Origin of the sequence: Knoellia sp. S7-12 (assembly GCF_040518285.1) — a bacterium.
Lineage (GTDB): Bacteria > Actinomycetota > Actinomycetes > Actinomycetales > Dermatophilaceae > Knoellia.
In genome coordinates this window covers 3541881-3566201 of sequence record NZ_CP155449.1, presented here as the reverse complement: position 1 = coordinate 3566201, position 24321 = coordinate 3541881, and the positions used below count along the sequence as shown (strand labels likewise).

The 24321-nt window shown below is 67.9% G+C and carries 25 protein-coding genes and 1 tRNA gene; 15 read left to right on the top strand and 11 right to left on the bottom strand.

Translation table 11 applies throughout. The features are described 5' to 3' along the window. Positions 1-73 precede the first annotated feature (73 nt). Complete coding sequence (locus tag V6K52_RS17190; RefSeq protein WP_353951338.1) at positions 74-1327, top strand: DUF445 domain-containing protein; 1254 nt, start codon at positions 74-76, stop codon at positions 1325-1327. 89 nt (positions 1328-1416) lie between these two features. On the opposite strand, the gene V6K52_RS17185 is transcribed toward V6K52_RS17190, so the two are convergent. The 3 genes from V6K52_RS17185 to V6K52_RS17175 all read right to left on the bottom strand — a co-directional run bounded on the left by V6K52_RS17185 (position 1417) and on the right by V6K52_RS17175 (position 4141). Next, positions 1417-1947: a hypothetical protein gene (locus V6K52_RS17185; protein WP_353951337.1), complete on the bottom strand. Its 531-nt coding sequence runs from the start codon at positions 1945-1947 to the stop codon at positions 1417-1419. Between the two features lie 125 nt (positions 1948-2072). Further along, a complete protein-coding gene (locus V6K52_RS17180; protein ID WP_353951336.1) occupies positions 2073-2861 on the bottom strand; it encodes a DUF1295 domain-containing protein in 789 nt (262 codons plus the stop codon). Then, positions 2861-4141, bottom strand: a complete 1281-nt coding sequence (locus tag V6K52_RS17175) for a cyclopropane-fatty-acyl-phospholipid synthase family protein (protein WP_353951335.1) — start codon at positions 4139-4141, stop codon at positions 2861-2863. Before V6K52_RS17175 ends, V6K52_RS17180 begins: the two co-directional genes overlap by 1 nt. Positions 4142-4233: 92 nt before the next feature. Between V6K52_RS17175 and V6K52_RS17170 the strand changes: the two genes are divergently transcribed. The 3 genes from V6K52_RS17170 to V6K52_RS17160 are packed head-to-tail and all read left to right on the top strand — an operon-like array spanning position 4234 to position 7525. Further along, positions 4234-5514: an FAD-dependent oxidoreductase gene (locus V6K52_RS17170; RefSeq protein ID WP_353951334.1), complete on the top strand. Its 1281-nt coding sequence runs from the start codon at positions 4234-4236 to the stop codon at positions 5512-5514. Continuing rightward, a complete protein-coding gene (locus V6K52_RS17165; protein WP_353951333.1) occupies positions 5511-6293 on the top strand; it encodes a DUF1365 domain-containing protein in 783 nt (260 codons plus the stop codon). The genes V6K52_RS17170 and V6K52_RS17165 overlap by 4 nt, the downstream gene beginning before the upstream one ends. Next, positions 6290-7525, top strand: a complete 1236-nt coding sequence (locus V6K52_RS17160; RefSeq protein ID WP_353951332.1) for a cyclopropane-fatty-acyl-phospholipid synthase family protein — start codon at positions 6290-6292, stop codon at positions 7523-7525. Before V6K52_RS17165 ends, V6K52_RS17160 begins: the two co-directional genes overlap by 4 nt. A 14-nt stretch (positions 7526-7539) precedes the next feature. On the opposite strand, the gene V6K52_RS17155 is transcribed toward V6K52_RS17160, so the two are convergent. Further along, positions 7540-8538: an NAD(P)H-binding protein gene (locus V6K52_RS17155; RefSeq protein WP_353951331.1), complete on the bottom strand. Its 999-nt coding sequence runs from the start codon at positions 8536-8538 to the stop codon at positions 7540-7542. A gap of 21 nt (positions 8539-8559) precedes the next feature. On the opposite strand from V6K52_RS17155, the gene V6K52_RS17150 reads away from it, so the two are divergent. From V6K52_RS17150 to V6K52_RS17120, 7 genes are all read left to right on the top strand, one after another. Continuing rightward, positions 8560-9285 carry a CPBP family intramembrane glutamic endopeptidase gene (locus tag V6K52_RS17150; protein WP_353951330.1) on the top strand — a complete coding sequence of 242 codons (726 nt, stop codon included), beginning with the start codon at positions 8560-8562 and terminating at the stop codon, positions 9283-9285. 67 nt (positions 9286-9352) lie between these two features. Beyond that, positions 9353-9724: a zf-TFIIB domain-containing protein gene (locus V6K52_RS17145; protein WP_353951329.1), complete on the top strand. Its 372-nt coding sequence runs from the start codon at positions 9353-9355 to the stop codon at positions 9722-9724. Positions 9725-9802: 78 nt separating this feature from the next. Next, complete coding sequence (locus tag V6K52_RS17140; protein ID WP_353951328.1) at positions 9803-10636, top strand: hypothetical protein; 834 nt, start codon at positions 9803-9805, stop codon at positions 10634-10636. Between the two features lie 241 nt (positions 10637-10877). Beyond that, positions 10878-11342 (top strand): hypothetical protein, encoded by a 465-nt coding sequence (locus V6K52_RS17135; protein ID WP_353951327.1) that lies wholly within the window; start codon positions 10878-10880, stop codon positions 11340-11342. A gap of 60 nt (positions 11343-11402) precedes the next feature. Continuing rightward, the gene (locus tag V6K52_RS17130; RefSeq protein WP_353951326.1) at positions 11403-11936 is read left to right on the top strand and encodes a hypothetical protein; all 534 of its coding nucleotides are present in this window, start codon (positions 11403-11405) and stop codon (positions 11934-11936) included. Further along, positions 11933-12436, top strand: coding sequence for a hypothetical protein (locus V6K52_RS17125; protein WP_353951325.1), 504 nt, complete (start codon positions 11933-11935; stop codon positions 12434-12436). Before V6K52_RS17130 ends, V6K52_RS17125 begins: the two co-directional genes overlap by 4 nt. Then, on the top strand, positions 12433-16083 hold the full coding sequence (locus tag V6K52_RS17120) for a hypothetical protein (RefSeq protein ID WP_353951324.1): 3651 nt from the start codon (positions 12433-12435) through the stop codon (positions 16081-16083). The genes V6K52_RS17125 and V6K52_RS17120 overlap by 4 nt, the downstream gene beginning before the upstream one ends. 7 nt (positions 16084-16090) lie before the next feature. Here V6K52_RS17120 and V6K52_RS17115 read toward each other — a convergent pair whose 3' ends face one another. From V6K52_RS17115 to V6K52_RS17095, 5 genes are all read right to left on the bottom strand, one after another. Further along, positions 16091-16531 (bottom strand): hypothetical protein, encoded by a 441-nt coding sequence (locus tag V6K52_RS17115; RefSeq protein ID WP_353951323.1) that lies wholly within the window; start codon positions 16529-16531, stop codon positions 16091-16093. Between the two features lie 72 nt (positions 16532-16603). Continuing rightward, positions 16604-16676 (bottom strand) — tRNA-Lys (locus V6K52_RS17110). 48 nt (positions 16677-16724) lie between these two features. Then, positions 16725-17159, bottom strand: coding sequence for a DUF1810 domain-containing protein (locus V6K52_RS17105; RefSeq protein ID WP_353953797.1), 435 nt, complete (start codon positions 17157-17159; stop codon positions 16725-16727). Continuing rightward, a complete protein-coding gene (locus V6K52_RS17100; protein WP_353951322.1) occupies positions 17156-18064 on the bottom strand; it encodes a crotonase/enoyl-CoA hydratase family protein in 909 nt (302 codons plus the stop codon). Before V6K52_RS17100 ends, V6K52_RS17105 begins: the two co-directional genes overlap by 4 nt. A gap of 10 nt (positions 18065-18074) precedes the next feature. After that, positions 18075-18461: a hemerythrin domain-containing protein gene (locus V6K52_RS17095; protein WP_353951321.1), complete on the bottom strand. Its 387-nt coding sequence runs from the start codon at positions 18459-18461 to the stop codon at positions 18075-18077. A gap of 82 nt (positions 18462-18543) precedes the next feature. On the opposite strand from V6K52_RS17095, the gene V6K52_RS17090 reads away from it, so the two are divergent. From V6K52_RS17090 to V6K52_RS17080, 3 genes are all read left to right on the top strand, one after another. Then, positions 18544-19185 carry a hypothetical protein gene (locus V6K52_RS17090; protein ID WP_353951320.1) on the top strand — a complete coding sequence of 214 codons (642 nt, stop codon included), beginning with the start codon at positions 18544-18546 and terminating at the stop codon, positions 19183-19185. 278 nt (positions 19186-19463) lie between these two features. After that, positions 19464-20090, top strand: coding sequence for a DUF47 family protein (locus V6K52_RS17085; RefSeq protein ID WP_353951319.1), 627 nt, complete (start codon positions 19464-19466; stop codon positions 20088-20090). 5 nt (positions 20091-20095) lie between these two features. Beyond that, a complete protein-coding gene (locus V6K52_RS17080) occupies positions 20096-21100 on the top strand; it encodes an inorganic phosphate transporter (protein ID WP_353951318.1) in 1005 nt (334 codons plus the stop codon). On the opposite strand, the gene V6K52_RS17075 is transcribed toward V6K52_RS17080, so the two are convergent. Both V6K52_RS17075 and V6K52_RS17070 read right to left on the bottom strand, forming a co-directional pair. Beyond that, positions 21067-22209: an MFS transporter gene (locus V6K52_RS17075; RefSeq protein ID WP_353951317.1), complete on the bottom strand. Its 1143-nt coding sequence runs from the start codon at positions 22207-22209 to the stop codon at positions 21067-21069. The two genes, V6K52_RS17080 and V6K52_RS17075, sit on opposite strands and share 34 nt — an antisense overlap. Before the next feature lie 143 nt (positions 22210-22352). Further along, positions 22353-23774, bottom strand: a complete 1422-nt coding sequence (locus V6K52_RS17070) for an FAD-dependent oxidoreductase (RefSeq protein ID WP_353951316.1) — start codon at positions 23772-23774, stop codon at positions 22353-22355. A gap of 194 nt (positions 23775-23968) precedes the next feature. Between V6K52_RS17070 and V6K52_RS17065 the strand changes: the two genes are divergently transcribed. Further along, the gene (locus V6K52_RS17065) at positions 23969-24256 is read left to right on the top strand and encodes a metalloregulator ArsR/SmtB family transcription factor (RefSeq protein ID WP_353951315.1); all 288 of its coding nucleotides are present in this window, start codon (positions 23969-23971) and stop codon (positions 24254-24256) included. Positions 24257-24321: the final 65 nt, after the last annotated feature.

Genomic DNA, 24321 nt, shown 5'->3' with positions numbered 1-24321 from the left:
CGAGCTTGACGAACGTGGCAATCACGCGACCCTAGGTGCCTGCACGGCGCGGCGCGTGAGGGAGGATCGGCGGGTGAGTCTCCTTGCCCCATCACCTGCTGACGCCCAACGCCGCGTCGGCCTGCGCCGCATGCGTGCGGTTGCCCTCGGTCTGCTCGTGCTCGCTGCGATCGTGTATGCCGTGACGTTGCGTCACGAGACCGGCTGGCTGGGCTACGTCAACGCGGGGGCCGAGGCCGCGATGATCGGCGCGCTCGCGGACTGGTTCGCGGTCACAGCGCTCTTCCGGCACCCGATGGGTATCCCGGTGCCGCACACAGCGATCATCCCGAAGCGCAAGAACGAGATCGGGCGCAACCTGCAGGACTTCGTCACCGAGAACTTCCTCACTGACGAGATCGCCCGTGAACGGCTGGCGGCCGCCCACGTGGGGGAGCGGCTGGGGTTGTGGCTGGGTCAGACGACGCATCGTCAGCGCGTCATGACCGAGGTCGTGCGGGCCACCAGGGCTGGCCTCGGGCGGATGTCCGACGACGACGTGCGTGAGGTCATCGAGAAGTTCGTGCTGCCACGACTGGCGACCGAGCCGATCAGCCCCATCGCCGGATCGCTGCTCCAGGGCGTGGTTGCAGAGAGGACCCACCACGGGCTCGTGGACCTGGGTCTCGAGCAGCTGCACGACTGGCTCAAGGACAACCCGGGGACGTTCCAGGCGGTCATCGGTGAGCGCGCGCCCTGGTGGTCGCCGCCGTGGGTGGACGACAAGGTCATCGGCTGGAGCTATCAGCAGGTCCTCACCTGGCTCGATGACATCCGGGTCACGCCGGGACACCCAGCCCGCGTGGCACTCGATGACCTGCTGGCACGGCTGGCGCACGACCTCCAGTCCGACCCGGCCGTCATGGAGCGGGCCGAGTCGCTCAAGGAGCGGCTGCTGTCACATCCGCAGGTGCCCGAGACCGCCGTCGGGTTGTGGAACTCGTTCAAGGTCGCACTCGAGACGGCGATGGACGACCCGGAGTCCTATCTCCACGTGCGCGGCGACGAGCTCCTCGAGCACCTCGGGCGGCACCTCGTCGAGGACGAACCGTGGCGCTTGCGGCTCGAAGGGCACCTGGGCGAAGCGGTGTCGTTCTTTGTCAACACCTACGGCTCGGAGATCGCCGAGGTCATCTCGGTGACGGTCGAGCAGTGGGACGGACGTGAGGCGGCCGAGCGGATCGAGCTGCATGTCGGGCGGGATCTGCAGTTCATCCGGATCAACGGAACGATCGTCGGCGCCCTCGCCGGCATCATCATCCACGCCGTGAGCTCAGTCGCACAGTGACTCGGAGGCCATGGCATGTCGCATCGACAAGGGACGTCTCCGGGGTGGTTTCCGGAGACGTCCCTGCGACGTGATGAGTCGGGCTCGAGTCAGACGTCGCGGCGCGGGCGGTCTCTGAGGTCACCGTCGTCGCCGTCGAGGGGGCGCCGGGTGTCGTCAGCAACGTGGTCGGAGCGAGCGGCGCCCTCGGAGTCGCCCATGCGGTCGGAGTCGCGCAGGCTGGTGTCGTCGGACCGGGTGTCGACCCGATCGGTGGGGCGGTAGTCGTCGGCGCCGGTGTTGACGTCGGGGTCGAGCTCGTCGGCCCGGCGGACCTTCTCCTCGACCTCGGAACGGGTCTCCGCGGCGGCCGTGCCGCGTCGGGCACGCTCGGACTCGAGCTTCTCCGCCTCGACCAGCTTCAACTCGGCGTCGGCGCGGGCCTGACGCGCTGCGGCGTCCGCCTGGCTGGCGTGGGCCTCGCGCTCACGGAGGACCTGTGAGTCCTCTTGGGCCTCCTCGCGCACCTCTGAGGCCTGCTGGCGTCGGGAGTCCTCGCTGCGCTTCCGCATCTGCATGAGCAGCAGCGCGAGGACGGCGAGCACGACGATGGCTATGACCACCCACCAGATGGTGTCCATGGGGTTCACTCTCCTTCGATGTGGTGAGGAAAGTCCTCAACACCTTCAAAAGTAGTGGGAGGTGACACCTTCTGGTGGCTTGGTGCCGGGCCAGAAATAGCCGGTGACCAGCCGGAATGGCGCTGTCAGCTGGCAGGGCGCCGACGGGGTGGGAGCGGGAAGAACATCGACGTCCGCTGCATGTATTCGGGGTAGCCGGGGCGCTTGGACATCTCGGACTCGAGCAGGCGCGCACCCGTCGCGAAGGCCAGGAAATAGGTCATGACGATCGGCGAGAACACGGTCAGCACGGCGGGCCAGACCTCGGAGGCGATGAGCCACAGCCCCCACCACACCGCGGCGTCGCCGAAGTAGTTCGGGTGCCGCGTCCAGGCCCACAGGCCGCGGTCCATGATCTTGCCCTTGTTGGCCGGGTCTGCCTTGAACCGAGCCAGTTGCGTGTCGCCGATCGCCTCGAAGCCGATCCCGACGAGGAACACGACGAACCCGATGGCTGCCACCCAGCCCAGCGGTCTCGAGTCGCCTGCCGCCGCAACCTGCAGAGGCAGGGAGATGACGTATGCCGCAAGCGCCTGGACCACAAAGACCTTGCGGACCGCGAACGCGAACCGCTTCTCGGGCGGCGCCTTCGACAAGATCTTCTCGTAGCGAGGGTCCTCACCCGCGCCCAGCGCCCGACGGCGGATGTGCCACGCCAGGCGCCCACCCCAGACTGTGACGAGGACGGCCAGCAGCAGCGGCCGAGGCCCGGGGCCGACCAAGGTGCAGACCCACGCGATGGCCACGAAGACAAGCCCCCACGCGATGTCGACGACGCTCACCTTGCCCAGGCGCCGTGCGATGAGGGCCGTGACCCCCATGACGACGGCGGCCGTCGCGAGGGACAGGAGGGTGGCGAGGAGGAAGCGGCTCATCAACGCACCGTGTCATGCGCGACTGGTGCGCCACCAGGGCGCCGCGACAGAATCTGGTCGACGCCCATGCGGCCGTCACGGAACGCCTGGCCGCCTCCGACGAGATAGAGCCGCCAGACCCGGGCAACCTCTTCGCCCACGAGGTCGACGACAGCCGCCCAGTTCTTCTCGAACGTCTCGAGCCACGCGTCGACCGTCCAGACGTAGTGCTCGCGCATCGCGTGCACGTCCCGCACCTCGAGCCCGCCGGCCTCGATGAGCTCCACCGTCTCGCCGACGGGGCGCATGTGCATGTCGGGCGCGATGAACGACTCGATGAACGGTCCGCCGCCGGGGTGGCGCCCGCGCCGGGACATCTGCTGGATGAGGACGTAGCCACCCGGCTTCACGGCTTCGCGAAGGACGGACACGTAGGTCGGGTAGTTGCCCTGCCCGACGTGCTCACCCATCTCGATCGATGCGGCCGCGTCGTAGGGCCCGTCGGTCACCTCGCGGTAGTCCTGGAGCCGAATCTCGACGCGGTCCTCGAGCCCGCGCTCGCGGACCCGCTCGTCGATGAACTTCTTCTGCTCGGCCGCGATGGTCACGCCGGTGACCTTCGCGCCGAAGTGCTCGGCGGCATACAGGGACAGTGATCCCCAACCGCAGCCCACGTCGAGGAACCGCGATCCCTCGCGCAGTCCGATCTTGCGGCAGACGAGGTCGAGCTTCGCGGCCTGCGCGGACTCGTGCGACTGCCCGGTCTGGCTGGGATCGCCGCTCCACCACGCCGACGAGTAGGCCATGTGCGGGTCGAGGAGGAGCTCGTAGAACGCGTTGGAGAGGTCGTAGTGGTGACTGATGGCGGACCGGTCGCGGCCCACCGAGTGCAACCGGCCGCGCAACCGGGCCTGGCTCGCGGGGGGTTCGAGTGGTCCGCCCAGCACGCTGAGGTCGCGGGCCAGCGCGAGCAGCCGCGGTGCCGTGCGGACGAGCGAACCAACACTCGGCCCGCTGATGCCCCGCTGCGCCAGAGTGGCTCGAGCGATGTCCAGTGCCTCGCCGATGTCACCCTCGACGTCGAGCTCGCCGGTGACGTAGGCCTGTGCTGCGCCGAGCTCGCCGGGTGACCACAGCAGCCGTCGCAACGCCTGGGGCGAGCGCAGCACGAGGACCGGCCCCTCCTCTGGTCCCTCACTGGACCCGTCCCAGGCGTGCACCCCCACGGGGAGGGGGCCGCGCAGCACAGGAGCGAGCGCGTCGGCGATGGCGGTGGCAATGGCAGGCGGGATAGTCCTCACTTCAGTGATTCGGAGCCCTCCCTGTCGCGGATGGGAGAAGGCCACACCAAGATTGACCCATCCAAATCGGCCCTGCACAACGAATGGACGGCATGACTCCGACTGACGTTGCCCCACGTACTGCCGTCGTCGGCTCCGGGGTATCCGGGCTCACCGCCGCTCACATCCTGTCGCGCGAGCACCAGGTGACCCTCTTCGAGGCCGACTCACGGCTCGGTGGGCACGCCCACACGCACACCATCGCGTCCGATCACGGCTACATCCGAGTCGACTCGGGCTTCATCGTGCACAACGACCGGACTTACCCTCACCTGCAGCGCCTGTTCGATGAGCTGGCGATCGCCGTGCGCGACACGGAGATGTCGATGTCGATCAGCGACCCGGCCACGGGACTCCAATATGCCGGTGGTCGCGGTGTCACCGGCTTCCTCGCCCGGCCACGCCAGCTCATCTCGCGCGACTTCCTCACCATGCTGAGGTCGGTGCGACGCTTCCACGCCGAGGCCGTCGCCTTCCTGGCGTCGACCGACGACGAGGACCAGACGACCTATGGCGAGTTCGTCGCCGCGCGCAACTTCCCAAGAAGCTTCATCGACCTGTATGCCGTGCCGCTCGTCTCGTGCGTGTGGTCCAGCGGGCGTGGTGACGCCATGGAGTACCCGGCCAGGTATCTCTTCCAGTTCCTTGACCACCACGGGATGCTCAGCGTCACCGGGTCGCCGCAGTGGCGCACCGTCGTTGGCGGCTCGGCCACCTATGTCGAGGCCGTTGCCGAGCGGCTGCCCGACGTGCGGCGGGGCCAGGCGGTGCAGGCCATCGAGCGCGACGACGAGGGTGTCACAGTTACGACCCGGGCCGGCGCAGAGCGCTTCGACCAGGTCGTCGTCGCGACCCACGCCGACGACGCGCTCGCCCTCCTCGTCGACGCGACTCCGACCGAGAAGGAGATTCTGGGTGCCTTCCGCTACTCCCGCAACGAGACGGTGCTGCACCGCGATGGTTCGCTCATGCCGTCGGCCCGGTGGGCGCGGGCGTCGTGGAACTACCGGGTCGCCCGCCGTGGCCACAACACGGGGGTGACGGGCCCAGTCGTGACCTACGAGATGAACCGGCTCATGGGACTGCCCTCGACCGACCCGATCTATGTGACGCTCAACGCCAAAGCGCTCATCGATCCGGAGACGGTCGTCGCGGTCATGGACTACGCCCACCCGATCCACGACCTCGACGCGGTGCGGGCCCAGCGTCGGCGCGACGAGATCACCACGTCGCGCACGGCCTTCGCGGGCGCCCACTGGGGCTGGGGCTTCCACGAGGACGGTTGCCGCTCCGGCGTCGAGGCCGCCCGGGCCCTGGGGGTGGAGTGGACATGACCGCTGCCGCGTCAGCTGCTGCTGAAGTTGTCACGCTGGACGTGCCCAGCCTGCCGGCCCTTGTCGTCGGTCGCGTGCACCACACCCGACACTCGCCAATGCGCCGCACCTTCTCGAATCGGCACTACCAGTGGCTCCTCGACCTCGACGCGCCCCTGGACCTCCCGCGCTGGTTGCGCCCGGTGGCGTCGTTCCGTCCGGAGGACCACCTCGCCGGTGCGTCGTCCCTCACCGAGCTCAAGGCGAACGTGCTGCGCTGTCTCGAGCGCGACGGCATACCCACTGAAGGGGTGACGCGGGTCGTCGCCCTCACGCACGCCCGCGTCCTGGGCCATGTCTTCGACCCGATGACGGCGTACTGGTGCCTCACCGACTCAGGCGAGCTGCGCGGAGTCGTCGTCGAGGTGCACAACACCTACGGCGGAAGGCACGCGTATGCCGTCCGGCCCGATCTCGCGGGTGCGGCCTCCGTGGAGAAGGACTTCTACGTCTCACCGTTCAACGACACGACGGGCGAGTATGCGATCCGCTTCCACCTCGACCCGGAGCGCGTGTCGGTCGGGATCCGACTGCACCGCGACGGAGAGCTGGTCTTCACCGCTGTCGTCGAGGGGAAACCGGTCCCGGCGACGCCCCGCTCGGTGCTGTCGACCATTGCTTCTCACCCGTTCATGCCCCAACAGGTGACGACACTCATCCGGATGCACGGTATCCGTCTGTGGGCCCGTCGACTCCCCATCCAACCCCGCCCCGCTTCCACCGAAGAGAGTGTCCGATGACCGCCGACGTCCTGCCCACACTTGAAATCCCTTCTCCGAAGGCGCTGTTCACGCGCGGAGCCGTGGCTCGCACATTGATCCACAAGATCGTGGCCGGTGTTCCGGTGCGGTTGCGCTACCCCGACGGTTCCCACGTCGGGGGCGGCAGCGAAGGTGGTCCGACACTTGACGTCGTCCGCCCCGCGGCGATGTATCGGCGGATCGAACAGCACCCCAAGATCGGGCTTGGCGAGGCCTATATGGCCGGCGACTGGCGCGTTGCTCCCGGCACTGACCTGGCCGCCGCGTTGCTGCCCTTCGCAGCAAAGATGGGGCGGCTCCTGCCCAAGCCGGTGCTGTCGATGCGCCGGATCGTTGACCGCGCCCTGCCCGTGGGCACCCGCAACACCCTGACGGGGAGCCGGGCCAACATCGAGGCCCACTACGACCTCTCCAACGACCTCTTTGCCGCGTTCCTCGACCCGACCATGTCGTACTCGTCGGCACTGTTCGACCACACGAAGCCGCTGGCCGGCCAGGACCTCGTCGAGGCGCAGCACCGCAAGATCGACGCCATCCTCGACTCCACAGCCGTTGGCCCCGGTTCGCGCGTCCTCGAGATCGGCACCGGCTGGGGCGAGCTGGCGCTGCGCGCCGCGGCCCGCGGCGCCCACGTCCTGTCGATCACCCTCTCGCACGAGCAGCAGGCGCTGGCCCGGGAGCGGATTGCGGCCGCCGGGCTCGAGGGCCGGGTCGAGGTGCGGCTCCAGGACTACCGCGAGGTGTCGGGCCAGTTCGACGCCATCGTCTCGGTCGAGATGATCGAGGCCGTCGGCGAGGAGTACTGGCCGACCTACTTCGGGGCGATCGACAGCCTCCTGGCACCCGGTGGCACTGCTGCTGTCCAGGCGATCCTCATGGACCACGACCGCTACCTCGCGACCCGCAACTCCTATGGCTGGATCCAGAAGTACATCTTCCCGGGCGGCCTCATCCCCTCACTGGACGCGATCCGGGAGGTGACGAGGCGGCATACCGGACTGCAGGTTTCGGGAGTTCACGCGTTCGGCGGGGACTACGCCGAGACCTTGCGGCGCTGGCGTTTCCAGTTTCTCGAGGCGTGGCCGACCATCGAGGGCGGCACCTTCGACGAGACGTTCAAGCGGATGTGGGAGTTCTATCTCGCCTACTGCGAGGCAGGGTTCGCGTCGGGCTACCTTGACGTCGCCCAGGTGACGCTGCGTCGGGACTGAACCCCGGCGTCAGGTCAGCCGGCCCAGTCGGGGTCGGCGGCGGTGAGCTGGCCGGGCTCGACGGTGCCCGGCTCGGGGCGAGTGTCCACGTCCCCGCCCACGAGCGCGGCGTTCACTGCTTCGTCGAAGGTCATCGCGCCACCCTCGGGAGCTCCGATGGTGTCGTCGACGTCGTTCTCCTGACACACCACCTCGTGGATCAGGCTGCCCACCAACGGTTTTGCGATGCCCGACGGGACGGGGGTGACGAATCCGACCCAATGGCTGGCCAGGCCCGGAGTGAGGACGGGCACAGTGAGGATGGCCCGGGTGCGCAGGCCTGACACCTTGGCGAACCGGTGGATCATCTCGCGGTAGGTGAGCACGTCCGGCCCGCCGATGTCGAAGGTGCGGTTGTGCTCGCCGGAGAGGGTGGCGGCACCGATGAGGTAGTGCAGGACGTCGCCGATCGCGATCGGTTGGATGCGGTTGTTGACCCACTTGGGGGTGAGCATCACCGGGAGGTTGTGGGTGAGGTGGCGCAGCATCTCGAACGACGCCGAGCCGGACCCGATGATGATCGCCGCCTGAAGCACCACGGTCGGGACGCCCGAGGCCATGAGCAGGTCGCCGACCTCGACGCGGGACGCCAGGTGGGTGGAGAGCTTCTCCGAGTCCGGATGCAGACCGGAGAGGTAGACGATGCGCTGGGTGCCGGCAGCCTCGGCAGCGAGACCAAAGGTGCGAGCCAGCTCGCGGTCTCGCTCCTCGAAGTCGGCGGCTCCATCCATCGAGTGCAGCAGGTAGTAAGCGACGTCGATGTCCGTGAGCGCCTTGTCGAGGTCGGAGCGCGACGTCGCGTCCCCCTCGATGATGTCGACGGCGTCATGCCACTCCCGGTTCTTGAGCCGGTCCGCGGACCGGGTGAGGACCCGGACCTCATGACCGGCAGCGAGGAGGGCGGGCACGAGGCGCGAGCCGATATAGCCGGTCGCCCCCGTGACGAGGACACGAACGTGCTGGTCAGGAGTCATCTATGGCATCGTCTCATCGTCATGGAGCATGCACTCACCGAACTGCGCCGATTCTTTCGGGCTGCTCTCGTCGTGCCCGTCGAGCGCGACCACCAGGAGTCCGATCGGGCGTTCCGGCGACGTCGGATCGTGGCGTGCGTGACTCTCGCCATCGGTGTCGTCGTCAACGCGTGGGCCTTGCGGCTCGCGCCCGGTGATGACGTGTTCTATGTCGGGACGGTGCTGCTCGCTCTGGTCTGGGCCGGGGGCGCGTTCCTGTCCGGCCCCCTGCACCTCGGGCGGGCCCACACGCGGTCCGGGACGACGCCGAGCCATGCGATCGTGCAGTCCTTGGTGCTGGGGCTGCTGCTGCTGGGGCTGTTCCTGTTGGGTGCGGTCGTCGTCGCGCGAATTCCGTTGCTGCGTGGGCCTGTGGACGGATTGCTCGACCACGCACGCTTCGGTTCGCTGGCCATCGTTGCCGTCATCACGGCGATGAACGGGGTGGCGGAGGAGCTCTTCTATCGAGGTGCGCTCTTCGCCGCCGTGGGTCGTCGGCACGCCGTTCTCGTCACGACGATCGCGTATGCCGCCGTCATCGTTCCCGCCGGGGTTCCGCTGCTGGTGCTGGCGGCGGCGCTCGTGGGAGTCGTCGTCGGCCTGCAGCGCCGGGTGACGGGCGGGATCCTCGGACCGATCGTCACCCACCTCACCTGGTCACTGGGCATGCTCTTCTTGCTGCCGCAGGTGCTCGCCGCCGCCGGTTGACCAAGGCGCTGACCAAGACGTTGGCTGGTTCCGGGACATTTGGGTCTCCCCAGTCGTTGAGGTGGGCATGAGCACCCTCACCTGCCCCAAGTGCGCGTCTGAGATGCGCAACTACGAGCGCAACCAGGTCCACGTCGACCAGTGCACCGGTTGCGGCGGCCTCTTTCTCGACCGTGGTGAGCTCGAGGCCCTCGTCAACGCCGAGAATGCCTGGCACCAGCAGCCGCCCCAGGCTGCCCCGCAGGCGCCGGCAGCGGCACCACAGCAGCCGGCATACGGTCAAGAGCAGTCCTACGGCCAACAGCAGCCCTACGGCCAGCCGCCCGCGCAGGCCTACGGTCAGGCACCCCGCTACTCGTCCTCGCCCCGCAAGGGCCAGTACGGCGGCTACGGGCAGCCGCGCCGCAAGAAGTCGTTCATGTCCGAGCTCTTCGACTAGAAGCGACACCGCCTGAATCGACTCGCGGGCCCCCGTTGACCTCTGGTCAGCGGGGGTTTGTCGTGCCATATTTCGGTCATGACAGTCGGGGTAGGGGACGACGTCGCGTACGCCGCGACGCCGGAGCAGTCACGCGAGGCCACGGGGTGGCACTCACGGTTCATCGTCGCGTTCGGCGGCGCAGTGGTCGTCGTCTCGATCCTGCTGCTGGGCTCCGCGTGGACCGAGGGACTGCGCGGGTCGACGTTCGCCCAGCTGCGTTCTGACATCGCGTCGGGATCCGTCCAGGAGTGGTACGTCGCGGACTCACTGAGCCAGGGCGACTTCGACCTCATGGAGGCGCACCAGTCGCAACTTCACAGTGAGGAGGTCGCAGAGAATGGAGAGGTGAGCTCCAGCTCGACCTCGACGACGGGGCCGGGCGAGCCGACCGGAGGGATTCTCGTGTGGCGCATGTGGGGTTCGCAGGGCTGGCAGGTGGCCGCCTCGGACAATGACCCGGGCTCCTTCGGGGGAATGAGCGTCGATGCGAACGAGCAGTCGAAGGCACTTGTTGCTGCCCTGCGTGAAGCAGGTGTCTCCATGCGACCCAATGATTTCAGCGACAACATGACTCTTCAGAACTTCGCCGCCTTCGGCGCGCTCCTCGTCCTGGCCGGGCTGCTGTTCGGCGCCGCACCTCGGGTGGGAACGCGGTGGTTCTGGTTCTGGATGTTCCTCAACGGTCCGTTCGCTCTGGGCTTCATCGCGTATGCCGCAATGGAGCTCATCGGCTTCCGTCGCCGCCCTGATCCGCCACTGAAGAAGCGCTTGCCGGGCGTCGTCGGCTTCGTCGGCGCCCTGGTCCTCAGCTTCGCGCTCGCTGCGGGCGCCGAGTTCCTGCGTCGGCAAGGAGTGCCGCTCCCGCTCTGAGCCGGTGCCGTCCAGAACGGACTGGTGCAGTCAGAACGGATGGGATCCCGTAGTCCGAACAGATCAGGTTGGGGGGACCGAAATAGCCCCCTTTTGTGCTATTGCCTGATGTGCGACAGACTGATCTCGCTTGGAATATGCCAGCCATAGGGATGGCCGTTGAGATGCGGTCCGAGGCTGAGGGTGCCGGCTTGGTGCCTGGGGTGGGCTGGCAATCATGTTTGGAACAGGGACTATTCACATGCGCACTCTCAACAAGAAGACCGTTGTCATCGGGTCCGTCGCCGCACTCGTTGTCCTGGGTGGTGGAGCTGCCTTTGCCTACTGGACGAACACCGGGTCTGGCACAGGTGAGGCGACGACCGGCTCGAACCAGACCATCGTGGTGAACCAGACCAGCACGGTCACGGGTCTCGCGCCGGGGTCGCCGGCACAGGCGTTGAGCGGCAACTTCGACAACCCGAACACCAGCCCGGTCTACGTCGGCGCGGTCACGGCCACCGTCACTGGCACCGACAAGGCCGGCTGCGGCCCGACCGACTACACGATTGGCGGCACTGCCGCGGTCAACGCGGAAGTGCCCGCGGGCACCGGCGTCGGGGCCTGGTCGGGTCTGACGATCGCGTTCAACAACAAGCCGACCGTCAACCAGGACGTCTGCAAGGACGCCGTCGTCTCCATCGCGTACGCCGCCTCCAACAGCTGATCCGGAGATCCACCTGAACCACGAGAGGGCTGGGGCATCCGGCTTCTCTCGGAGGACGTGATGACGGACCCTGCGCGCAAGCGTCACGTCCTGGGCGGTGCGTTGGCGCTGCTCGGGATGGTCATCGTCATGCTGTTGGTCAGGTGCGGGGGACAGGGCGGCGACGGGACGAATGACGGGACGAGTGGCGGTGGAGGTCAGGCCACGTCGTCGGGTTCGTCGTTCACCATCTCGGGTGACGCCAAGGAACCGATCACACCTGGCTCCAGCGCGACCATCGATCTGGAGTTCGCCAACCCCCGGCGGCTTTCTCTGGTGGTCCGCGACATGCAGGTGAGGGTCCACGCAGTCAAGGCCCCTCACGCGGACTCCGCGCATCCGTGCAGCGCGAGTGACTACACCGTGGATCAGATGCCAGAGGGCACCAAGGTCACGATCCCCGCTCGGGCGACGCGCTCGCTCAGCGGTCTGGGGCTGCCCGAGCGGTCCTGGCCGAGCGTGGCGCTCGTGGCGGACCGGACAGCGAACCAGGACGGTTGCAAGGGCGCGTCCCTGGTGCTGGTCCACAGCGCGTCCGGGTCGATCGGGTGGTGAGCGTTGTGCGTGCGGCGGGTGTGCGCGGAGTGTTCGTCGTCGGGTGGGTGGTGCTCTTCATCGCGGTTTGTGCATCGGCCGCCGCGTTCTGGAGTGTCACCGGGAGCGGGTCCGGCGCCGGAACGACGGGCAGGACCATGCCGGTCACTCTGAGTCCGGGCTTGCCCAGTGGAGACCTCGTCCCCGGTGGCCGGGCCGACATCCTCCTCACCATGACCAACCCCAACACCTCGTCGGTGCGCATCAACGCGCTCGTGCTCGATGTGGCGCAGGGGACGGGCGGGTTCGTTGTGGATGCCGGCCATTCCGGTTGTGCGGTGTCGGCGCTCAGCTATGCCGCGCAGAGCAACGGCGGTGTCGGCTGGGCGGTCCCCGCCAGGGGCGGAAGTGTTGACGGCACGCTCGACATCAGGTTGCCGAGCGCGCTGTCCATGAGCCTGGACGCCGCGAACGCATGCCAGGGTGCCCGGATCACGGTCTTCCTGGCGGTGGGCCCATGACGTCCACACGGCGGACTCTGCTCAGGTTCATGCTCGTCGTCCTGCTGGGGCTCAGCATGATCGGCGGTGTCGCCTGGGCGTTCTGGACGACCATGGCGACACCCGGGAGCAGTGGCGCGTCCCTGACGGCATCGCTCAACCAGGTCCCCACCCCCAGCGCCGCAGCCACAGGTCGGGCCGTCCGCGTCACCTGGGCCGAGAGCACGGTGTCCAACGGCGCGTCGGTGGACGGCTACCTCATCAAGCGCTACGACGCGGCGACCCTCAGCCCTCAGATCGTTGGATCCGGTTGCGCAGGAACACTTTTCCTCGCCAGTTGCTTGGAGTCTGGTGTTCCAGCCGGGAACTGGGTCTACTCGGTCACACCCGTTCTCGCCACCAACTGGCGGGGCTTGGAGAGCGTCAAGAGCAGCCCAGTCACGGTGGCCGCGCCCATCCTGACGCTGTCCTCGCCCCGGGTGAGGCCGGGCACGTCTGTGTCCGGCACGGCCGGCGGGTTCATCGTGGGCGAGTCGCTGCGCTACCGCCTCGACAGTCCCACCGGCGTCGAACTGACGGGCACCCTGGCAGGCAGTGCCACCCCTGCTGCGGTTCCCTCCGGTGGGGGCGGTGCGGTCACGGTCCTGATTCCTGCGGGTGTCAGTGACGGCACCCACATCGTGTATGCCGTGGCCTCACCGACCGGGGATGCGGCCGCGACCGACGTGGTCGTCGACGGAACGGCGCCTCCGGCGCCCGTCTTCACCCAGACGCCCGCCAATCCGAGCGGTGGTAGCGCCATGTTCGCCTTCTCCGAGGCCGAAGCGGGAGCCACGGTGGAATGCCGCCTCGACACCGCGGCATACGCGTCATGTGAAAGCCCGATGGGCTTTGCCGAATTGGTGGCCGGCTCTCACACCTTCCAGATGCGCGCGACAGACACTGTGGGCAACGTCAGCGCGGTCACGACCCATACGTGGACCGTCAACCTGACGATCCCGACGGTGAGCATCGGCTTTCCCACCGTGGGGGGCTCCTACAACGACAGCGGGTTCACGGCCGGCTGTGGCACCGCTTCCACGGGCGACCTGTGCGGAACGGCAGAGGACGACGTCGCCGTGACCGCTGTTGCGGTGAGCCTGCGCCAGATCAGCACGGGCCAGTACTGGAACGGAACGAGCTTCGCCGCGAGCCCTGAGACCTTTGTGCCGGCCACGCTGACCGCCACCGACTGGAGCTACGGCATCGCGTCGGGCTCATTGCCCCAGGGCGACTACACCCTGCGCGCGAGAGCCAGCGACGGCATCAACCTCGGCTACGACTCCCGCACCTTCACCATCGACCGCACCGCCCCGACCGCTCCCACTGTCACAGTTCCGCCGCCGGCAACCAGCGGGCCATCCGTGACCTTGGGATTCACCACCAGCGACCCGAGCGCGAGCTTCGAGTGCCGCCTGGACAGCGGGTCGTGGGCGCTGTGTGCGAGCCCGAAACAGTACGACGCGCTGAGCGACGGGTCGCACACCGTCTCGGTGCGGGCGTACGACCGGGCCGGCAACTTCAGCGCCATCACCTCACGCACGTGGACGGTCGACGCCATCGCGCCCGTCGCGGCGCTGACCTTCCCCACCTCCGGCACCTACAACGGCGCCGGCTGGGCGGCGGGCTGCGCCACACCGACCGCCGGCGATCTGTGCGGTACTGCCAGCGACGCGCGCAGCGGACTGTCCAGCGTTGCGGTCAGCATCCGTCGAGTGGCCACCAACGGCTACTGGGACGGCACGGGGTTCGCGGCAGCGAGCGAAACCTGGCAGACCGTCACCGGCACCACGTCCTGGAGCTACCCGTTCGAGGCCGCCAGCTTCCCCGCCGACGGCGGCTACACCGTGCGTTGGCGCGCCATCGATGCAGTGGGCAACACCACGACCGGGGGCACGGACCTGACCGTGGACACCGCGGCGCCCCCGGCACCCGTCATCGTCCAGGCACCGCAGAATCCCAGTGGCTCCTCCGTCCAGTTCGACTTCACCACCGCCGAGACCGGCACCGTCTCCGAGTGCCGCCTCGACTCCGGATCCTGGACCGTCTGCACTGGACCGGTCAGCTACAGCACGCTGGCTCCCGGTGCGCACACCTTCACTGTCCGCAGCACCGATGCCGCTGGCAACGTCAGCACCGCGACGGCCTACGGCTGGACCGTCGACACCGGCATACCCAACGTCAACATCAGCTCGCCCGCTGGTGGCCGCGCCTACAACGACGCCGGCTACAACGCCGGGTGCAGCACTCCCGAGGGTGACATCTGCGGCACCGCCTCCGACCCACAGGGCAGCCTGTCGGCCGTCCACGTCAGCATCCAGCGGGCCACCACGCAGCTCTACTGGAACGGCAACAGCTTCAGCAGCCCTACCGAGGTCTATCTTCCGGTGGCTGGCACCACCGCCTGGTCCTTGTCCATGCCCGGTGCGTCCTTCCCCGCTGACGGGGCCTACACGGTGCGCGCGCGCGCCACCGACGAAGTGGGCCTGACAGCGCTCGACACGGTGAGCATCACCATCGACCGCACCGTGCCTGCAGCGCCGACCATCTCCAGCGGGCCGACCGGGACGACCTCTGGCGGCGGCACCTTCACCTTCATTGGCGAGACCAACGCCCGCTTTGAGTGCCAGCTCGACGGCGGGGCCTGGACCACCTGCACCAGCCCCAGGACCTATGCGTCTCTCGCCGACGGGTCGCGCACCTTCGCGGTCCGTGCCGTGGACGTCGCGGGCAACACCGGTGCAGCCGCCAGCCGGACGTGGACCGTCGACGCCACCGCCCCCACCATCGCCACCACCTTCCCCGTCGCGGGGGGACGCTACAACGCCACCACCTACGACGCAGGCTGCGCCGCAGCCACCGGCGACATCTGCGGCACGACCCTTGACTCACCAGCCGGTGTGGCCACCGTCGAGGTCAGCGTGCAACGTGCCAGCACCGGGCTGTTCCTGTCCGGCACGACATTCAGCTCCGCCACTCCGATGTGGGTCACGGCCAATGGCACCACGTCGTGGAGCCTGCCACTGGCTGCCACCACCTTCGCCGCGGACGACACCTACACGGTGACCGTTCGCGCGACCGACACCGTCGGCAACGCGCGGACCGCCAGCACGGCATACGCCATCGACCGCACCAAGCCGGCGGCGGCCGGCCTGACGGCGACCAACGTCACTGGCGGAACCGTGCGCAGGCTCGACGTGAGGGACACGCTCACTCTCACGTACTCGGAAGCGCTGTCCCCGAGCTCGGTCATCGCCGGGTGGAACGGGATCACCAGCCAGAACGTGGTGGTCCGGGCCACCGGTAGCGGCGGGAGCAGCAAGGACCGGCTCACCGTCTACAACGCCACCAACACCACGCTGCTGCCGTTGGGCACCATCAACTTGAACCGGGGTGACTATGTCACCGGGGCCGTGAACTTCGGGGTCACGGGGACGCTCTCGACCCTCACCATGAGCGGCTCCAGCCTGACCATCACCCTGGGCACCCCCAGCAACGCGTTAAGAATCACCACTGCCGCCGCAGCGGCCAACATGAGCTGGATCCCCAGTGCCAGCGTGCGCGACCTCGCCAGCAACACAGCCGTCACCACGACCCATCTCGAGTCGGACAACGACAGCGACTTCTAGGTGCGGGTCACGTGCCGTCCGCTGAGTTGGGGGTCGCTGCGTGGTCGGGGCGACCATGTGTGCGCCGATCCTGTTTCATCTCTGCCTCGAAGACGTGGCGCCGCCCATCCATGAGCTCGTCACGGACGCGTTGCTCGTGCTCGCGGAAGGCGGCGACGTATCCGTCCTCGAACTCCTCCACGATCTGGAACGTCCATCGGCCCTGCAGGACATTGCGTCCCACGAGTTCGGTCTCGATCTGGTCGGCCAGGGCGGTGTGCCCGGCGGTGCGGAGCTTGGCGCATGCGTCACTCAAGGTCAGGTCGGTCCTGCCGATCTTGCGGTGGAATCTGTAGAGGTCCCCCCGGGCGTCCTCAAGCATCTCCAGGGCCTCTGAGAGTCGCCCGACGGCCTCGACCGTCGCATCACTGGTTCCGTCGGGGCGGGTGTGCGCATCGTCGACAGGCATGTCTCGATGCTAGGACGCCCGCAGCGGGCGCGCACGGGTCACTGGAGCCAGTTCAGCCCGGCGGTGGGTCGGTGGGCCCCGTGGGACTCGAACCCACAACCTACGGATTAAAAGTCCGCAGCTCTAACCATTGAGCTAGAGGCCCGCGTGGGCGTGAACCCCCACGACCGCAGACGATACCGGGTCGCTCGGGTCATCCCAGCAGCTCGAGGGTGGCGGGGTCCTCGTGGCCGTCGAAGTACTTGTCGAGGATGCCGGTGAAGAGCCCACGGTCCGGGTCGAGTTCGGCAGCCCGCCCGAACAGCGTCATCGATGACTGCAGCTTCACCGCGTCGACACCACCGAACACGGCCACGGGTTCCGACCCATGCAGCTCCAACAACACCGAGCAGCACTCCCGCAACCGCTGTCCGAGAACGGGATCGGCGAGATACGCGCGAGCCTCCTCAAGCGACCCCACGGCATACCTCTGAGCCATGTCGCTCCGACCCAGTCCGGAGATCTGGGGGAAGACGAACCACATCCAGTGGCTCGTCTTGCGCCCACGGCGCAACTCGGCGAGCGCCGCGGCATACGTTCCGCTGGCGTCCTGTGCCTCGACGAACCGACTCAGCCCGGGCACGCTCAGCCCCACGGCACCCAGCCGGGCAGGTCCGAGGACGCCGACGACGTGAACTCGGCGGTCCGCTTCTCCTTGAAGGCGGCCACGCCCTCCTTGCCGTCGCCGACGCTCGTCACCCACATCGCAAGCGAGTCGACGCGGTGGGCCTCGAGCGGGTGCGGCTGAGCGGAGTTGCGCCACATCATCTGTCGCGTCAGTGCCGTCGCCACCCGTGACCGACCGGCGACAAAACGACGTGCCAGCTCGTATGCCGTGTCCAGCAACGCTTCTGGCTCCACCACCGTGCGAACGAGGCCACCATCCAGGGCCTCGGCAGGGGAGAGGATGTCAGCGGCATACGTCCACTCGAGCGCGCGAGAGATGCCCACGAGCCGCGGCAGGAACCAGGACGAGCAGGCCTCGGGCACGATTCCCAGCCGACCGAAGACGAACCCGATCCGGGCCGAGGTCGACGCCAGGCGCACGTCCATCGGCAGCGTCATGGTCGCGCCGATCCCGACGGCGGGTCCGTTGATCGCGGCGATGACGGGCTTGGTGCAGTCATAGATCGCCAACGCGACCCGCCCACCGGTGTCCCGGATCCCTTCGGCGATGGCGGGGTCGTCGAGTCGATCCGTCATGTCCTCCAGCGTCGGGGACAGCGACTCGTCCAGCCCGAACACGTTGCCTTCAGCCGAAAGGTCCATGCCCGCGCAGAACGCCCGCCCCGAACCGGTCACGACCACCGCGGCCACGGAGTCGTCGTCGTTGACCCGGCGGAACGCGTGCTCGAGCTCGCGAGCCATCGTCACGGTGAACGCGTTGAGGGCGTCGGGTCGGTTGAGGGTGAGCGTGAGGATGCCGTCGTCCGACACCTCCCACAGCAGGGTGTCGTATGCCTCGGGGTCAGCAGGCGCAGCAGTGTCCGTCATGGAACCCAACCTATGGGGCCGGGGTCAGCTTCTCGGCCTCGTCCCAGTCATCGCCAGACATCTCGATCGCGGCTGCGGGGAAGAGGCCGTTCTCCTCCTTGTTGATGTGTTCACGCAGCTCGTGGACGAACGTGTCGATCAACTCCACGTGGCCACCACGGATCTGCTCGGCCAGCTCGTCGAGGCGGTCGTGCTCGGCGCAGAGGGTCGCGATGTGGTCAGTGAACTCGGGGTTGCGGCGCAGGACCGTGAACAGCCCCTTCTCCTCGGCCCCGGTGTGTGGCTGGAGCTGCGCCACGGCGCTGTCGAGGGCGTCCGACACCGCCTCGGCATCACCGCTCGCCGCCGTGCGTCGTAGGTCTCCGGCGAGGTTGACGATGTCCTCGTGCTCGGCCATGAAGCGCCCGATCATCCCGATGGACTGGCACCCGCAATAACTGCACACATCGTCACCGTAGACCCGGTGCGAGACTTGGGGGATGACAGACAGCGGCCGCAGCGTCCCCCGACGCCCCGTCCAGTTCGGCCCGGATGCCATCGAGGCCCATGGCGGCACACAGCCCGGGCCGGCCGAGATCACCGAGATCGCGCACCAGACTGCTGCCGTCCTTGTGGGCACCGGTCGCGCCGTCGACGACCCCACCGTGACGGCCCGACTCGTCGCCCTCGTCGATGAGCTCGGCCTGTCGACCGTCGCTGATCTCTGGGCTGCCCGCCCCGCGCGCAGCCTGCCCGGCACCCTCTGGCGTCTCTACGCCTTGCGTGAGTGGGTGCGTCGTCAGCCGGTCGAGGCAAGCCGGGAGTATGCCGCGGGCATGCGGTTCACGGACGTCGCCCACGCTGTGGCCGGGGTGGCCGAACCGCCCGGTCCTGACGAGGTCAAGGCCCTCGCCGACGAGATCCTCACCGGAGTCTTCGGGGGTGACCTCGCGGTCGCCCTGGAACGGGCCGCCGCCTTCGCGTCGGTCATCGCCGCAGGGCGCGCCGAACTCGCGCACGACCGGGACGCGACTGACCCGGCCACAGCGGGCGCCCTCACCACGAGTGCCGCCGCCATGCAGCGCACGGGGGACGACCTCATCGCCAGCGCCAGCCTCTGGCGCGCCGGCGAGCTCGACTGAGCCACGCGGCATACCCGACGTCTGAAGAGGGACGGGAACACATTGCGACCGACACGGCGTTAGTCTTGTCTGGTGGTGCCGGATCGCGGCAGCCCCGGGTCCCAATTTCAGCCGCTACGAGCGGCCTCGCGCCGTGAGGTGCTCCCGGTCCGGCACCACACCTCTTCTGCGAAACCGCTGGTCCAACACCCGGTGAACTGCCAATGACCTGCGCATGACGCGAAGGCCTTAGCCTTGTCAGCGACACTTGCACCTCGAGCCGAACGGAATCGACTCTCGTGGGCTTCAGCCTCACCCCCAAGGACGACGGGTTCTATGAACTCTTTTCCGTTTCCGCCAAACACCTTGTCGAGGGCGCGGCAGAGCTCACCTCCATCCTCGGCGCGCAGACTCAAGAAGAGCGCGAGACCATCGCGGCTCGCATGAGCGAGGTGGAAACCTCGGCCGACGAGGCCACCCACGAGCTCATCCGCAAGGTCAACTCGTCGTTCATCACGCCGTTCGACCGTGAGGACATCCACGGTCTGGCGAGCGCCCTCGACGACTGCGTCGACCACATGGAGGCCGCCGCCGATCTCGTCGCTCTCTATCGGATCGACAAGCTCCCCAAGGGCGTCACCAAGCAGGTCGAGATCCTCTCGCGCATGGCCGAGCTCACCGTCGACGCCATGCCGCGCCTGCGCTCGATGAAGGACCTCAGCTCCTACTGGATCGAGATCAACCGACTCGAGAACGCCGCTGACAAGGCCTACCGCCGCATGCTGGCCAAGCTCTTCAACGCCGAAGGCGCCGACGCCATCACGGTGATGAAGCACAAGGAGCTCATCGACGAGCTCGAGGCCGCTGCTGACGCGTTCGAGACGGTGGCCCACAAGGTCGAGGGCATCGCCGTCAAGGAGTCCTGACCACTGTGGACAGCTGGATCCCGGTGGCCCTCGTCGTCGCGTTGGCGATGGGCTTCAACTACACCAACGGCTTTCACGACGCCGCCAACGCCATCGCGACATCGGTGTCGACCCGTGCGCTCACCCCGCGCATCGCGTTGGGGCTGGCAGCCATCGCCAACCTCGCCGGTGCGTTCTTCGGCACCAAGGTGGCACAGACGATCGGCAGCGACATCGTCGACGCCCCGGCAGGCACGGTCGGACTGACGATCTGCGCAGCGGGCCTCGTCGGCGCAATCGCCTGGAACCTCTTGACCTGGTGGTTCGGGCTGCCGTCGTCGTCTTCCCATGCGCTGATCGGCGGGCTCGGCGGCGCGGCCATCGCCGGCTCGACGACCGTCCACTGGGACGCTGTGCTGGAGAAGGTCATTCTCCCGATGATCGCCTCACCCGTCGTGGGGTTGCTCCTGGGATTCCTCGTCATGACGGCGATCCTTTGGCTCTTCCGGGGCGGTCACCCCGGCAAGGTCAACCGCGGCTTCCGCTCCGCGCAGACCGTGTCCGCCGCTGCCATGGCCTTCGGACACGGCATGCAGGACGCGGCCAAGACCGCAGGTGTCGTCGTGCTCGCGCTCACCGTCGGCGGGTTTGCCCCCGAGGGCGAGGACCACATCCCCCTGTGGGTCCTCGTCATGAGCGCCGTCGTCATCTCTGCCGGAACGTATGCCGGTGGGTGGCGGATCATGCGCACCCTCGGGCGCCGCATCATCCACCTCGACCCGCCGCAGGGTTTCGCGGCGGAGACAACGGCTGCTGCGGTGCTCTATGTCGCCACGGCCACGGGCGCCCCGATCTCGACGACGCACGCCATCACCTCGGCGATCATGGGCGTCGGCTCGACGAAGTCGCTCAAGGCGGTCCGCTGGGGCGTGGCCAAGAACATCATCGGGGCCTGGGTCTTCACCTTTCCCGGCGCCGGACTGGTGGCGGCCGCTTGCTACCTCTTTCTCAAGCTCGTCACCGGCTCCTGACCTGCAAGGGCCAGCACGACGGCCACGCATGAGATGCCTGTCAGAAGCCAGAACAGGTTCGGGTAGCCGCCAAGGGGCTGGGCGAGCACAGTTCCAACCCACGGAGCAAGAGCGCCAGCGATGGTCACGGGCGCAACCAGCACGGCGGTGATGCGGCCGTAGGACGTGGTACCCCATCGATCTGGAACTGCAGTGGCCTGCAGAAGCGTGAGGTTTCCGCGGACGGAGCCAGCAACCATGGCTGTGGCTGTCAACAGCCAGATCGGGCTGGCGAGCGCGGCAAGCGCGGCGGTGGTGACGGCGCCCGCGAAGATCAGTGACGCGGTCCGTGCGCGAGGGCTGGTCCGTCTCGCCAGCGACGAATAGAGGACGCGGCCGAGGGTCTGGCCGAGCCCGCCGAGGCCGAGCGCCCATGCAGCCTGGGTCGTCGTGGCACCGCGGTGGGTGAGCAGGGGGATCAGTCCGAACACCACTGCGTACATCGCGAAGCCAGAGAGCGTGAGTGCAGCCGCGAGCGCCAGGAACGCTCGAGTGCGCACGACGTGCGCAGACCTCACTTGGTCACCCGCGTGGCCGGCGTTCTTCGGAGCCGCCGACTGCTCATGCGGCCAAGAGCCTTTGAGGGCGAAGGCGTGCAACGGCGTTGCGATGACAAGGACCGTGAGCGCGAGGATGAGGCCAGCGCGGCGCCAGCCGAACGCGTCGCTCAGGGTGGCGGTGAGGGGCGCAAATACGGTGCTGGCTAGACCACCGGCGAGCGTCAGTGTGGTCAGGGCACGGACGCGGTTGAGTCCGTACCAGCGAGTCAGCGCCGCGAAAGCAGGCTGATAGAACGTGGCCGACATCGCCAGACCGATGATGGTCCAACCGACGAAAAAGACACCTAGATTGCCAGCCGTCGAGATGACGGCGAACCCCCCCGCTCCTGCGACCGAACCCAGCGTCATGATCCAGCGGGGGCCTACGCGGTCAATGACGTGTCCGACCGGGATGCCGGCGACTGCTGAGACCACAAGGGCCGCCGAAAAAACTGCTGTCGCCGCGGCAGGAGACCAGCCCGTGTCACGAGTGAGGGCCGGCAGCATGACGGGGAACGCGTAGTAGAGCACGCCCCATCCGACGACTTGCGTGACGCAAAGGGCGGGTAGGGCCCACGGTGGCTTCGGGACATCGGGCGACCCGTCGACCTCGACCTGGTCGGTCGATGTCGACGGGTTTTGCAACTGAATGTCCGACTTAGCCGGTCGAGCATTCAGCATCCGCCGGATGTGGTTTCTCCTATGCTTGTGGGGGCGCCGATCTGGACCAGCTGGGGGGTCGGGGTGCAGCAACCATCTGCTCCCTCTTCATCGGACTGAGCCGCACCGGCCTCATCGAACAGGCCTGCGCCGCCGCAAACGCCGGTCTCAGGAAGAGTTAGCTCGACGCGGGCGGCAGCGGCATGGTCGCCGGCCAGGGCCGCGACGACCGATCGGACCTGCTCGTAGCCGGTCAGGGCAAGGAACGTGGGCGCCCGGCCGTACGCCTTCATTCCGACGATGAACACCCCTTGATCGGCATGTCCGAGCTCGACCACTCCGTGCGGGTAGACCGTGCCGCAGGAGTGGACGTTGGGGTCGATGAGGGGCGCCAGGTCAACCGGCGCCTCAAGGCGGTCGTCGAGACGTAGGCGAAGTTCGGACATGATCGAGTGGTCCGGTCGGAACCCGGTCAGCCCGATGAGCTCGTCCAGCCCTTCGACGCGTCGATCGTCCTCGCTCACGAGGCTGATCGTGCTGCTGTCGGTGAACTCGATGGACCCTGTGCGGAATCCGGAGACCACCTCGATCTGCCCCGCCGCAACTGCGTCGCGAGCACGTAGTCCAAGGGCGCCCCGGGCGGGTAGTTCGTCGGAGGCACCGCCTCCGTAGGCGTTGCCGACCGATCCTCGGCGCAGCACCCAGACCGCTCGCGTGCCCGGAATGGATGCAGCGATCTGGGCAAGTGCGACGAGAGCGGTCAGTGCCGAATGGCCGGAACCAATGACGGCCGTGCGCTTGCCGCCGAACCTGGTGACGTCTTCAGCGTCATTGGCGTTCGGGACGCCGTAGGAGATCCGGGCACCGATGGCTGGGTCCTGCTCGCCATCGGCGGGATAACCGTCGCTTCCGAGGGTGTTGGGGTGTGTCCACGTTCCGGAGGCATCGATGACGGCTCCTGCAGTGAGGCGGGCCCTGTGTCCGTCGGCATTGCGGACATGAACGGTGAAGGGCTGGCCGTCACGACCGGAGTCAACGACGCGATCACGGCCCCGCCTGGCGACACCGGTCACGGTGGTGCCGTACTGCACGCACTCACCGAGCGCGTCGGCGAGGGGTTGAAGGTACTGGGCGGCCCACTCGGCGCCGGTGGGGTAGCCGTTGCCTGCGGGCTCGCGCCAACCTCGTTGGATGAGGAGTCGACGCGCGGCGGGGTCAACGAGCTCGGACCAGCGCGAGAAGAGGCGGACGTGACCCCACGACACGACGGACGCGGCGGCACGGTCACCGCGCTCGAGCACCAGCGGTTCCAGGCCTCGTTCAAGCGCATGAGCCGCAGCGGCAAGACCGATCGGACCTGCTCCGATCACCACGGTGGGGGCTTGCGTCTTGTCTGCCTCGAGTGACGAGGCTACTAGGGATGGGCTATTGGCCACGGACATCCTCCAGACTTTGGCACCTGGGGTCCAAGCGGCCCACTGGGTGCTGATTCGATCGTCGTCGATATGGCGACAGATGCCATCTTGCAAGCCGTATCGACAGATGTCAAGATAGACGCATGTCGAATCCTTTGCCGGTCCTCGAAGCGCCCGGAATGCACCGATCCGAGACGGTAGGAGGTAGCACCGCGTTGACGAGCGCTCCCCTCAGTGTCGACGAGGCGGAGCGGGCGGCCGCCGTGTTCAAGGCACTGGGAGATCCTGTCCGGCTGCGACTGCTGTCGAACATCGCCTCATCACCGAGCGGCGAAGCGTGCGTGTGCGACATCCAGGACGTCGGGGTGTCTCAGCCGACGGTCTCACACCATCTGAAGAAGCTGCGCGAAGCGGGACTTCTGCTTTCCGAACGCCGGGGTCACTGGGTCTACTACAGGGTCGCGCCAGGAGCGCTTGCCGTCATGGCGCAGCTCCTCGGCTGAGCAGTTGACGAGCGCCAGGTGGCTTGGTCATCCGGTCCGGACAGCAGAACACGTCGTGCCTCCTG